We start from the raw sequence: 13,353 nt of genomic DNA, 5'->3' as shown, positions 1-13,353 counted from the left end.
TAATAAGAGTTTATTAGTATACTAATAAACTCTTATTTTAATACTCTTTATAATTAAATGTTATCCTTATTATCTTTTTAAAATTACATTTTCGGCTGAAAAATTAATTTTTGGACGTAAATCTAAATTTTTATAACAAAAGGTAATAACCGCATAAAAATCAATCAATTCTTAGCTTATCTTTCAATAAATCTAATTTTTTAGCATCCATACTAAGCTTATTTAAATCCAAAGCATTAACAATTGCTATTATCTCTTCACGAGAAAATCTCTTTCCTCTTAAAAAATGATTTTCAAAACTACTAAAAGCGATGGGTACAATTTCTTTTACTATGCTTATCAATGCTTTAGCATATTCTCGCATTTCTTTTGGTGAATTCTCTTTAATTTCTTTTGGACTGTCTAAAGCTAATCGCAATTTAATAAAATGAAAAAGATTATTTAAATCAATTTGCCAATACCATTCAGTATATAAACTTAAGGGCAAAACTATTCTTGAGAGTTCTTTTGGGATATTAGAATTGATCATATCTTGATAAAGCTCATAAGAATGTTTTTGATGATGCTTTATTTTGTCTGATAAACCTTTTTCCAAAGAATTAAACTCTCTGTTAGATTTATTACTAGAAATTTGACACTTTAGGTCTTCTTCTAAAGGAACATAAAATTCATCTCTTGCTAAGCTGTAGCATCCAGAAACTTCATTGATCCTTGCCGTTCTATGCCTCATCCATTGCCTTGCAATAAATATTGGGGCTTTAACATGAAATGTAAAAACTACCTGCTCCAATGGGCTTGTGTGCCCATTTCTTATTAAATAGTCAATAAGTTCTTCATCTCTTCTTTTAACACTCTCTCCTCGATAAGAAATTCTTGCAGCCTTAACTATTCTCTTATCATCTCCCATAAAATCAATAAGCTTTAAAAATCCATTATCCAAAATTTTATATTCTTTATTCAAAAATTGCTCTCCTTACTTAAAACAAATTTATTAACTTTTTAAAAATGTAAATATTCAGAATGAAAATATTATATCACAAGAACAGCCTTAATAGGGAGTTAATATTGATCTTAGCAAAATAAAAAAAGGCAGAAACTAATATAATTAGCTTCAAACCTTTTTGCTTTAACCTCTAATTATTTATAAATCTTTATAATCTAACTATCTCATATATAAAGAAATAGTCATTACTTTTGCAAGATCTCTTGCGCCTTGAGCTACCTTAACAACATTAGAAATAGCATTTGTAACATCTTTTTTTGCTACTGCTTGATCCTTATTTGACGGATTTAAACCATTAACCATATTTAAAACTTTTTGGGCCTCTTGAACTGTTTCATCCAAAGCCCTTTCAGAAGCTATTAAAATTTCTTTAACTTGCTCTACTTTAGCAAATTCTTCTTTTGTTAGCTCCAATTCTTTATTATTTGGAGATTTATTTGACATTATTTGCTTTTCTATTAAAAATGTTGCTTCACTAGCAACAGAAACAGCTTTTTGGGTTTCTTGAACAGCTTTTTTAGACATTTCAACAACCTTATTTGCATCCTCAGCAACCATTCCTGAACACTTTGCCACAAGCGTTGCTTCTTGTGATGCAACAACAGCCCCTTTAGCAACATCTGAGATCAAAGATATTGAACCCAAAAACTTTTTAACCATCTCTGCATCATTTGATTCTACTAACTCAAGAGATGATTCTCTAACTACCTCTAATTTATTAGAAACATCTTCTGCTACTTTATTAATAGTATCTAGAGCTTGATTAACCTGATCTTTTTGATCTAATTTTTCGCCATCTTTTTGATCTAATTTTTCGCCATCTTTTTGATCTAATTTTTCGTCATCTTTTTGATCTGGCTGTTCTGAAACATTGGATTGAGACTTAAGAATATTTACATTGTTAGAATCTGCAAACACATTTAAATTTACAAATCCAAACAATAATCCATTAATTATTAAATTACTAAATATTTTAGTCATTGTTAATTCTCCTTATTTAAACATTTATTTTTATTATTTTAAAACATAACTAAATTAGAATCAATACATATTTATATAAAAACATATAATTAACTTTTTTAATTAAGAATACCTTTTAAAACTAAAGGCTTTTAATAAATATTAAACACTCGGATTTTACATTAAAATGGGGAGAACGGTGTTATTTTATAATAGTTAGATTTATTATTATAAAATAACACATGAAAAATATACTTCAATCATCAGCAAAAACAAGCCTGACGGTAAAAATTTTTAAAATTAATATAACCTAGAAAGTATAACCTCAATATCAAATACATTACTAACAGGCTAAAAAACCAAATGAAACATTTCAAGCTTTTAAAAATATTTAAAACGATTAATTTATTAAAAAATTATTTTAATAATAAAACAAACATTGAAAATTAAAGAAATTGAATTACATTTATATTAGAAATCAAAAATATTGAGCTTGCCAAATAAAACTAATGATTATTTTTTTAAGGATTACGTTTTGAAAAAAAACACAATTTGGAAAATATTGAAACTGTTTCAAGTAACTTTACTGTTCTCATGCTCTTTTTATTCTAAATCAAACAACACAGAAGCAACAAGAGAATTACAAACAAACCCTATTGAAGTTAAAAACTCTGGAATTAAGAAAAATATTCAAAACTTACAACAAAGCCAGCTCTTGAAAAATGAAAAAGAAGAAATAATTAAAAAAATTGCACAAGAATTTGATGAGAATGAAAAATTAATTAACAAAATAGGACCAAATATCGAAATGTTTGCTCAAAACATAAATACAGATATTCAAAAAATCGAACCTATTGATAAATTTGGAGTAAACAAAACCACATTCCCAGAAAATCAAGACATGTATATTGATTTCATGTTAAAAGACAATCGGTTTAGAAGATTATTTTACTCATCTTTAAATTATGATGAAAATAAAATCAAAAAATTAGCAACAATACTCGCACAAACATCAAGCTCAAATGGCTACCATTACGAACTTATTGGTTCAATTTTTTGGACAGGATTTAAAATCCAAGAAGCATTTGAAAACACCGTTAATCTTTTAACTAAAAACGAGCAAAGACGCCTAATATTCAATTATAGAACAAAAACAGTAAAAGAAATTCAAGAAAATTTTGAAAAACTAATACAAGAAAGAAATTCATGGATAAAAGCCGTAGACAACATTATTGACGAATATGACAAAAACATAGCGGGATGCAAAGCTGATGGAAAAATTCTAGGAGAAGTAATAAGGGCCAGACACCAATATAAATTAAACTCAAATGAAAGTATGCAAATTTTAACAAACATTGAAGCACCGCTAAAAACCTGTTGTGACCACATACACTACTAATTGGTGGTGTATGTGTGGTGGTGTATGAATTAAAGGAGGTTAAAAATATTAAAAGAAACTTAAAATATTAAAAACATAAAATAAAAATTTAATTTTTTAATATTAAATAATAATATTGTTATTAAGCAAATCTTACAATACAGTATATTATTTTGTATTAAAATCAACAAACATTAATTTTAACTTATGAATATGTATAAGGAGATTATTTTGGCAAAAAATAAACTAAATAAAATCAAACTTAATATCATTGCAGCAATATTAACTTTAATTTGCATTTCATGTGCTGTTAATCCAATTGGCTCCAAAGTCAACAGCCGAACCGATATAAAAGAAAATACAGAGAATTTTGAAAATGAATCTGGAGACCTGGAGCCTTTAAAACAGAAATCTCAAGAAGAAACTACAATCTCAAAATTAAAAGCACTTGGCAAGAAAATGGAAGCTCAAAAAAATGAAGAAAATGCAGAAATAGCTAAACTTACTGGGGTTAATTTAATAGATAATCTTGGAATCTATCCTATGTATTATGGGAAAAATAAAAAAGATGAAAAAGCTGAAGAGCCTGAAAAAGACTCAGAAACTAAATTTACTGTAGTAAGTGAAGAAATTCAAAAAAATGAAAAACTACAAATAGAAAGAATGATTTATTCATCTTTAAATTACGAAACAGACAAAATAAATAAATTAAAAGAAATTCTTGAAACACTTAAAGGAAAAGATGAGCACGAAAATATAGCTATATCACTACTTTACACAACACTAGACATTCAAGAGCAACTAGACGACTATTTAGAATTAATAAAACAAGATAACTTAAACACTCTAAGCGAAAAAGAATTACAAGAACTACTAATAAATGTAGAGTTTGATTTAACACTAAAAGAAAAGTTTAAAAAAACTTTGGCAAAAACTGTTAATGAAGTTTCTAAAACAATTCAAGAAATCAAAGATTATTACTTAGAACAAAAAATTAGAGGTCTTCTGGATAATTCAAAAATTACAGAAATTGAAGATGCTGTAAAGAAAGATTACATAATAAGCCACATAACTGAAAATTACCAAATATTTAATCATTCTACTCAAAGTATTGAATTTAAACAAAACAAATTAAATGAATTAAAAGCAATAATTTAAAGAAAAATAATAATTATTGCACTTGAAATTTTTTTCCAAGAAAAAAAGAGAAGTTAATTCTTCTCTTTTTTTTACGCTCATAATCTAAATCCAAGTAAATCTAAACTAAAAATAACAATATTATTATTTAAATATTAAATAATAATATTGTTATTTGACAATTGTTGCAATATAGTTATATTATTATTTTGTATTAGAATTAATTAATATTAGTTCTAATTTATAAGGAGAGTATTTTGACAAAATTTAAACTAGATGTAATTAGGCTTAATATTATTACAGCGATATTAGCTTTGATTTGCATTTCATGCACTGCTAATCCAATTGATCCAAAAGTAAATGAAAACGCAAATTCAAAAGAAAACACCGAAAATTCTGAAAATGCATCTGGAGATCTTAATTCTTTAAATCAAAAACATCGAAAAGATGCAATCGCAAAATTAAAAGAATTTGGCAAAAAACTGGAAGCTCAAAAAAAACAAGAAGTTGAAAAAATACCTAACCTTACTGAAACTAATTTGGTAGATACTCTTAAAATCTACCCTATGTATTATGGGAAAAATAAAAAAGATGAAAAAATTGAAGAGCCTGAAAAAGACCCAGAAACTAAATTTACTGTAGTAAGTGAAGAAATTCAAAAAAATGAAAAACTACAAATAGAAAGAATGATTTATTCTTCTTTAAATTACGAAACAGACAAAATAAATAAATTAAAAGAAATTCTTGAAACACTTAAAGGAAAAGATGAGCACGAAAATATAGCTATATCACTACTTTACGCAACACTAGACATTCAAGAACACCTAGACTACTATTTAGAATTAATAAAACAAGAAGATAAATTAAACACTCTTAACTTAAAAGAATTACAAGAACTACTAATACATGTAGAGTTTGACTTAACACTAAAAGAAAAGTTTAAAGAAACTTTGGAAAAAACCGTTAACGAAGTTCACCCAAAAATTAAAGAATATCATTTTATTGACTCAGACATGAAAAAAATTAAAGACAATGTAAAGAAAGATTACATAATAAGCCACATAACTAAAAATTACCAAATATTTGATTACTCTACTCACAGTACTGAATCTAAACAAAACAAATTAAATGAATTAAAGGCAAAATAATCTAAACAAAAAATAATATATTGCACTTGATATTTTGGGAAAGAGAAGAATTAACTTCTCTTTTTTTTACGCTCATAATCTAAATCCAAGTAAATCTAAACTAGAAATAACAATATTATTATTTAAATATTAAATAATAATATTGTTATTTGACAATTGTTGCAATATAGTTATATTATTATTTTGTATTAGAATTAATTAATATTAGTTCTAATTTATAAGGAGAGTATTTTGACAAAATTTAAACTAGATGTAATTAGGCTTAACATTATTACAGCGATATTAGCTTTGATTTGCATTTCATGCACTGCTAATCCAATTGATCCAAAAGCAAATGGAAACATTAAGCCAAAAAACAACATCAATACGAAAAAAAACACCAATCTGGAAAAAAATACCCAAAATTTTGAAAATGAATCCGAAAACCCAAGATCTTATAATCAGAAACTTCTAGAAGCTACAATAAAAGAATTAAAAGTAATTGGCAAGAATCTAGAAGATCAAAGAAAAGAAGAAAATATACAAATAGCTAAAATTGTTGATGAAAAATTTGATTTCCTAGGCACTTTTAAAGTTGGTCCCTACGATATTATCGAGGAAAATCAACAAATGAAAATGAAAAGAATAATTTATTCATCTTTAAATTACAAAAAAGAAAAAATAGAGACATTAAAAGAAATTCTTGAAACACTTAAAAATAATCCCGAACACCAATACATAGCTGGAAGATTAGCTAATCTATCATGGAGCATTCAATTCAAAATAGATGATAATTTCGAAACAATACAAAATGGAGTAGACAATCTAGACCAAGAAAAATCCGAATCGTTGCTAATGCGAGCAAAATCTAACTTACAACTAAAAGAAAGGTTTAAAAAAACCTTAAACGAAACTCTTGAAGCTTACAGCCAAAATGCTCAAAACATTAAAAATGATATAGGAATACTAGCAGAACACGTGAATAAATATTACAAATACTCTGATTCTTTAAAACCCATCTTTTACTAATACAAGAAAAATAATATGTTGCACTTGATATTTTTAAAAAGAGAAGTTAATTCTTCTCTTTTTTTTTTACGCTCATAATCCAAATCCAAATAAATCCAAACTAAAAAAATGTCTTTCAATTTTTATAAAAAAAATAAAAGAAAAGATGTTGTCGCTTACAATGACAATAAAAACCTTTAAAACAATATTAAAAAATTAGAAGCTTATCTGAGAACAACATATAAAAATATATTAAGCCAGACTCAGACTAAATTTACGATTTAATGATAGAAATTGAAGAATAATCAATAAATATAAATATAAAAGAGCAAAGTTTTTGCTCTTTTATATTTATATTTATTGATTATTCTTCAATTTGAACTAAGTTTTTAATAATTAATAATTAATTTTAATTTTTAATTAATTTTGATTATTAAAATTCATTAAAAAGAAATCGAGGAATAATATTTTGAAAATTAAATCATTATTACATGTAAAACTCATGACGTTGTTTTTATTTTCCTGTACAATTGATGCTAATCTAAATGAAGATTATAAAAACAAAGTAAAAGGAATGCTTAATAGCGTAAAAGACAATCAAGAAACAGCAAATGTTGATACAAGCTCAAATGATAAACAAAATTTACCAATAGCTGATAAAGTAGCAGCAGAGCTGCAAAAACAATCAAAAGCAGCAGCAAATAAAGGGTTGCAAAATCAACCACAAGCAGCACAAAATCCACAAATACAAGCTTTAAATTTTAAAGCAGATTTATCAAATCTACCAAATAAAAACAATCAAACATCAGCAACAAGAGTTGCACTAGCTCCAAAACAAATATCAACTATTCAAGCAGTTACAAATGCACCTAAGAGTACAAACACTTTTAACACAAAAAGCAATGGACTTCCAACATTTAACTTAAATTACAACTTTAGTCAACCAAATTCAAGCGTTGTACAAACGCAAACATCTTCTGGCAGGATCAGTAAATTGCAAACATTAAAAAATGAGCTTATTAGAACAATTTCTGAAGAGAGAAATAAAACACAAAACAACTTTGGACTTAGAGAAACTTACGATCAATTTAAAATGAAAGATTCTGCATTTGATCTACTAGATGTTATTTCAAATGCGCAAGTTTACGACAGAAGTTACGCACCGCAGCTTAACTCCAACACACAAGAAGCAGAAAATGAAAGAAATAAATTCTATGCAATTATGGATTTTGATCAACACAAAATCGAACAATTTGGATCAATAATGGAAACTCTTTACAAAGAGAATCAAAATCACGGATTAATCAAATCATTAATAATATCAGGACTTGGAATACAAATTTCTTTTGAGCTTGCACTAGAAGAAATAGATAAAAAAATTGAAATCTTTAACCAGAATTACTTAAACACTAAAATTAACAGCTTTGATTTCACAAACAAGCTAAAAGATCTTAAATCAAAGCTAAATCAAATATTAGATGAAAGAAAAGAATGGTCAAGTCAAGTTGATGCGCTTATTGCTGATGCAAACGCTAACTCAAACTTAAGAGATTCAAACTTTTTAGCAGAGTACATTCAAAACAGATATCTAGACAACATGCAAAATGCTCGCCAATCTGTTCTTGACACATACATTAGAATAACAGAACTCAAATAGTTTATTTAAAAAAACGAAAATAAACTATTTTACAACTATTTAATCAAAAGAGGAGACCAGTTCTCTTCTTTTTTTATTGTTCAATTTCAAATTTGAACTAAATTTAAATCATTAAGTATTGATTTTAAATAATTAAAATTAATTAAAATTTTTATTAAAGGACTAAATTTTGAATAAAACAAAATTATCAATATTAATAACATTGGGAATAATGGCACTTTTTTCTTGCAATCTAAACAATAAAGACAACAAGAGCAAAGTGGCAAGTTTTACAGAAACAAAATACGATGAATTAAATCTTCAAAAAGACACAAAAAAAGATACAAAAACGCAAGAACATCAAAGATCAACAAAAGAATTAAAAGTTTCAAATAAAAAAGAAACGAGTCTAATTGACAAGCTCTTTGAGATTTTAGCAAGAGAAATGGCAATAATAAAAAAAGAAAAACTTCAAACAGAAATATCTAGCCAATTTGGATTAAAAAATAGCATGTTTGAACTAATCAATGTTTACAAAACAGATCCCAAAAATGGCACAAAGCTCAAAGAAAAAATGAACTCAAACCTTGAAGAATCTCAAAAAATGAGAAGACAATTTTATTCATCACTAAGCTATAACACTACTGATATTTTCAATTTAGCAGAGATTGTAAACAAGCTTTACAAAGACCCAAAAGCCCATGATACAATAAAAAAAATATCAGGGGGCATACGAATTCAACAAGGATTTGAGGTTGCGCTTGAAGATTTAGCAATTAACATGGACAGGCTAAAAGAAAATACTTTTAATAAAAATACTTTAGAAGAAATTTATACTTTAATTGTTGATTTAACCTTAATAAAAAAAGAATGGCTTAGCACAATAGAAACATTGATTAAAAGTTCAAATGCTACCTTAGAGCTACAATACAATACAGAAAAGCTAAACGACCACGTCGATCAACTATATAAAGACAAGATGATTTCTCTTTGCTTGAAATCCGAGCAAACATTAATTCACTTAGACGAATTATTTAAATTTAATAATAATTAAAAAATTATCAATAAAAAATAGAACCTTGCACCCAAAGAGAGCTTTTGCTCTCTTTTTTTTCGAATTCTTCTTGTACAATAACAATTTTGAATTAAAGTTATTAATTGGGTAATTAAAATTATTAATTAATGCAAATTACTTAAAATTTTTATTGAAGGATAACATTTTGAAAAATAATAAATTAATCGCAATATTTTTATTGCATACATTAACTGTGTTAATTTTGCTTTCTTGCTCGTTAGAGGTCAAAGATAATCATGAAAATAAACAGCACAAAAAAGAAAAGACAAAAATAACAAAAAACGAAAATAATTCATCAAAAATTAAAAAAGTATCTAAAAATGGTAAATCAAAAATAGACAATCTGCTTGTTGCCATTAATACTTTAAAAAATCCACCAAAAATCGCAGCTAGCAAGATTAAAAACAAACCAAATTCAGCAGCTTTTCATCAACAGAATAATGCCAATCCTAATGCTGGTGCTAATAATGCTCCAAAACAAATATTAGATCCTGAGGTTGCAGAGCTAATACAAAAAATATCAGATAGATCTGAGAATATTATTCAAATAGGCGAGATTGATTCTTACAAGGGCGAACCTGATGATCAATTTGGGATGAAAGCAGAAATATTTAGCAAAATATTTTTCAATGCAAACTCAACTGTACATTTTGACGAAAACGAATATACAAGTGAAAGAAGAATGCTTTACACATCTTTAAACTTCAACGAAGGAAAAATTTTAGATCTTGGAAAAATTTTATCAAAACTCAGCAAAGACTCAAACTACAGAAACTTAGTTAAAGAAACCCTTGTAAACAGAGGATTTAGCATTCAATTAGCAATGGAAGAAATCAGTGCAAAAATACTAAATGTAAAAGACAAGCTACAACAGCTAAACAAACCTAATTTAAAAACACTCTACTACAACTTTGAAAAACTTACAACACTTAAAGAAAAATGGCTAAAAGACACAGATGACCTTATTAATGAGTACAACGCTAATCCCGACTTACAAACTAATGTTTCAAAATTAAATGATACTTTAAGATTAAAAAATTCAAGAGCTCAATTTGCAGACATTCACGACACAATTTTGAATTTAGTAAACACAACTGCTAGCATTCTTGCTCCAATTCAGTAATATTGGTTTTAAGTTTAAAAGGGGAAAGGGGTTTAAAGCCTCTCTCCCCTTTTTTATATTTAATTTTAATATTATTGAAAATTAAAAACTTTTTTAATAAAATTTATCAAAAAAGTTTTTTAAATAGTTATTAGTGTTGTATTTAAATTATCTAAAAGTAAACCTTATTACTTTTTCATTGGCTTCATCATAGGATGTTTCATTGGTTTCATATTTTTGTCTGACATTGGAGCTGTAACTTTTGAACCTTCACTACTAGTATTTTCTTCCATCTCATCTGAAATTCTTGTAGTTTCGCAAGCAACAAATAATATTGCACTTAAAAATATAGCGTACATTAATTTTGTCATTATTTATTCTCCTTTTTTAGAATTAAGATTATATTAAAATATAATCTTAAAATAATCAATATTAATTGATTATTTATTTAAAATAAAAAAAGTATTAAATAGTTCACAAACTATTGATAAAATCTGTATAAAATGATAATATATAAATAAATTTGGAATTAGGAATAATAAAATATTTATATGTACACAACTTTGAGTATTTTTAAAAAGAATTTAAATAAATTTAATATTACAAAAGATAAATATGGGTGCAGTTAAAAATAATCTAATTTACAAAAGTCAATATTTAAAGCCTTTAAATCCTATTCTTTGTACAGAATTTTATATTAGAACTTACAATTTAGATTCAAATTCAACAATTGAAATAAAATCAGAAGCACAATATTTAGACCAATACGATAAAATTACACTCACAAAAGGCAAACTAAAATCAATTAGCATATTGGCTGAAAAAAACAACATGGATAAAAAAGGCTTGAAAAACCTGCTCCAATTAAAAAATCACAAAGATTTTAATTATTTTTATGAAAACAACTACATAAGATGTTGTTTAAATTTCGAAGATAAACAAAAAAAAGAAATAAATTTAATGCCCTTGTTTCATTATCACAGTTTTTTAAGCATCAACAAAGCAATTCTAAGCAAAGAAAAAGATGGCAATCTGCAATTTGGAAGCTCATTTTACGTATCAACCAATTATAGCTGGAAATATCTAAGCTTTGCCAAATTTCAAAAAAGCCTAAATAAAATTAAACTTATTTACTCTCCTTATTCTAATAAAAAATATTATATTAAAGTAAGTCAAAACATTTACGATACACTAAAAATATTAACTAATGCTTCAAATCTAAAAGAATTCATTAAATAATTTTATTTATTAAAATTAAATTTTAAACACTTCCCACACACGTTTCAAAGAGGTTCTCAATGCGAGTCCTCTTTGTATAAATTTTAAAAACAAACAAAAATTCATATTTTAAAATATGAGCTATACTTTAAGAGTAGCTACATACTCAAAGCCGGTAGCCTAGCAATAGAAAATAATACTACTTTTTAACTACCTCCAAAGAAGTTCTTTTATTGCATTAGAGAACTTCTTTTTATAAAAATTAATTTTTGATATTTTTTTAAGAATTTTAATTAAAAAACCTTAAAAAAGCTTATTAATAATTGTTAATAGTATATAATAAACAAATCAAAAAGGATAAGGAGAAATAAATGAACAAAAAGGTAATTTTAATATTACTAGAAATTTTGATCTTGTCTTGCTCTTTACTTATAAATAAAAAACAAAAACCTGCAGCAAAAATAATCCCTGTAGTATCAATTCAAACAATAGAAATAAGACAATCAAATCAAACCCCAACAAGCATTCAGGACTACTACAAGCAACCTTATCCTATTCAAACATTCACACTTGATTTTAAAATCAGCAGAGAAAAAGAATTTCAACAAACAGAAGATAAGATCTTACTTGCGCAAGGAAAAGTAGAATCTTTAAGCATATTAATAAATAAAAAATTATTAGACTTTAAAAACAAAAAAAACTCAAATTTAAAAAATCTAAAAGAGATTGAAAATATTGAGAATTTTTTCCAAGATCAAGATTTATTATTTGTTTTAAACCTTAAAAATCAAAATAATAATATTATTAATATTATGCTCAATCCCCCAAACGACAATCAAAAACCTAAAAATTATGTTTTACTAGACCTTAAAGACATGATCAAACAGAACGTGAGTGAAAAATACTTAAATCCTATCTATAGATTTCAAATAAAAAACAAAAAAGATTATCATTCAATAGATTACAACAAAGTGACTGTTAGCCAAAAAACAATAGAATTAGACTTACTACCCCACAATCAAATCTTTAAAATGAATAAAAATTTCATTCAAATTTTAGACATACTAACAGACATAAATAATCTAAAATCAGTAATTCAAAAAGAATTTATTTAAAGCTTAAATCAAGCTTTAAATAAATTACATTTAATTGATTAATATAATTTAATGGTATATAATTATACTTAAATTGCTTAGGTTAAAGGAATGATTAAATGGTTAAAAAAATAATATTTGTTTCATTTTCAGTATTTATTATGTCTTGCAGCGCAATTGGTCGTGGGATTTTAATAGATTCTATTCTTAATAATATACACAAAGAATTAGAACAAGAAAAAAAAGATGAAAAGAAAAATTTGCAATCAAAATCCACAGTAGAAGAAAATACTGACAACGACCTTGAAGAAGAAAATGATGAAGATCAAAATGAAGAGATTAAGTAGAATAATTAAATCATTTCAACATTTTGGAAACATTTTATTAGCTAAATAGTTAAAATTATAAGCCTACATTTCAATATATTAATATATTCAAAGGAACATCGCATTTCACCCGATGTTCTCCTTTATTAATAAATCTGAAAAATTTAAAGTATGCTGTACACTTAGTACAAAGCAAATCCTTTGTATAAAGATAAAATAAAGAAGAATGGTGCTGAGAAATTTAGAAAATTTAAAAACAGCACCACCGCTTCAACACTAAATTACAAAT

Annotated in this window: 13 protein-coding genes; 10 read left to right on the top strand and 3 right to left on the bottom strand. The window is 25.7% G+C overall.

All coding sequences use genetic code 11. From position 1 onward, the window contains the following. Positions 1-160 precede the first annotated feature (160 nt). Together thyX and Bmayo_RS06490 are read right to left on the bottom strand one after the other, a co-directional pair. Positions 161-961, bottom strand: a complete 801-nt coding sequence (gene thyX, locus Bmayo_RS06495; RefSeq protein WP_075552788.1) for an FAD-dependent thymidylate synthase — start codon at positions 959-961, stop codon at positions 161-163. Positions 962-1,162: 201 nt separating this feature from the next. Continuing rightward, entirely contained in the window at positions 1,163-1,984 is an 822-nt protein-coding gene (locus tag Bmayo_RS06490) for an OMS28 family porin (protein ID WP_075552787.1), read from the bottom strand. Between the two features lie 514 nt (positions 1,985-2,498). Here Bmayo_RS06490 and Bmayo_RS06485 point away from each other — a divergent pair. From Bmayo_RS06485 to Bmayo_RS06455, 7 genes are all read left to right on the top strand, one after another. Next, a complete protein-coding gene (locus Bmayo_RS06485; RefSeq protein ID WP_075552792.1) occupies positions 2,499-3,362 on the top strand; it encodes a complement regulator-acquiring protein in 864 nt (287 codons plus the stop codon). 210 nt (positions 3,363-3,572) lie between these two features. After that, positions 3,573-4,499, top strand: coding sequence for a complement regulator-acquiring protein (locus Bmayo_RS06845; protein ID WP_235633228.1), 927 nt, complete (start codon positions 3,573-3,575; stop codon positions 4,497-4,499). A gap of 236 nt (positions 4,500-4,735) precedes the next feature. After that, positions 4,736-5,626 carry a complement regulator-acquiring protein gene (locus Bmayo_RS06840; RefSeq protein WP_075552785.1) on the top strand — a complete coding sequence of 297 codons (891 nt, stop codon included), beginning with the start codon at positions 4,736-4,738 and terminating at the stop codon, positions 5,624-5,626. A 231-nt stretch (positions 5,627-5,857) separates the two neighbouring features. Beyond that, positions 5,858-6,634: a complement regulator-acquiring protein gene (locus Bmayo_RS06470; RefSeq protein WP_075552784.1), complete on the top strand. Its 777-nt coding sequence runs from the start codon at positions 5,858-5,860 to the stop codon at positions 6,632-6,634. Between the two features lie 448 nt (positions 6,635-7,082). Beyond that, on the top strand, positions 7,083-8,270 hold the full coding sequence (locus Bmayo_RS06465) for a complement regulator-acquiring protein (RefSeq protein WP_075552783.1): 1,188 nt from the start codon (positions 7,083-7,085) through the stop codon (positions 8,268-8,270). Between the two features lie 169 nt (positions 8,271-8,439). Continuing rightward, positions 8,440-9,303 carry a complement regulator-acquiring protein gene (locus tag Bmayo_RS06460; RefSeq protein WP_075552782.1) on the top strand — a complete coding sequence of 288 codons (864 nt, stop codon included), beginning with the start codon at positions 8,440-8,442 and terminating at the stop codon, positions 9,301-9,303. A 166-nt stretch (positions 9,304-9,469) separates the two neighbouring features. Further along, on the top strand, positions 9,470-10,447 hold the full coding sequence (locus Bmayo_RS06455; RefSeq protein WP_075552781.1) for a complement regulator-acquiring protein: 978 nt from the start codon (positions 9,470-9,472) through the stop codon (positions 10,445-10,447). A 167-nt stretch (positions 10,448-10,614) separates the two neighbouring features. Here the strand turns inward: Bmayo_RS06455 and Bmayo_RS06450 are convergent, their stop codons facing one another. Next, the gene (locus Bmayo_RS06450) at positions 10,615-10,797 is read right to left on the bottom strand and encodes an Lp6.6 family lipoprotein (RefSeq protein ID WP_075552780.1); all 183 of its coding nucleotides are present in this window, start codon (positions 10,795-10,797) and stop codon (positions 10,615-10,617) included. Positions 10,798-11,041: 244 nt separating this feature from the next. Between Bmayo_RS06450 and Bmayo_RS06445 the strand changes: the two genes are divergently transcribed. From Bmayo_RS06445 to Bmayo_RS06435, 3 genes are all read left to right on the top strand, one after another. Next, complete coding sequence (locus tag Bmayo_RS06445) at positions 11,042-11,665, top strand: hypothetical protein (RefSeq protein ID WP_075552779.1); 624 nt, start codon at positions 11,042-11,044, stop codon at positions 11,663-11,665. A gap of 350 nt (positions 11,666-12,015) precedes the next feature. Beyond that, positions 12,016-12,759: a hypothetical protein gene (locus Bmayo_RS06440; protein WP_075552778.1), complete on the top strand. Its 744-nt coding sequence runs from the start codon at positions 12,016-12,018 to the stop codon at positions 12,757-12,759. Between the two features lie 98 nt (positions 12,760-12,857). Next, positions 12,858-13,085, top strand: coding sequence for a hypothetical protein (locus tag Bmayo_RS06435; RefSeq protein WP_075552777.1), 228 nt, complete (start codon positions 12,858-12,860; stop codon positions 13,083-13,085). Positions 13,086-13,353 lie beyond the last annotated feature (268 nt).

The organism is Borreliella mayonii, from assembly GCF_001945665.1.
Classification (GTDB): domain Bacteria; phylum Spirochaetota; class Spirochaetia; order Borreliales; family Borreliaceae; genus Borreliella; species Borreliella mayonii.
This window is presented reverse-complemented; position numbering and strand designations above follow the sequence as displayed.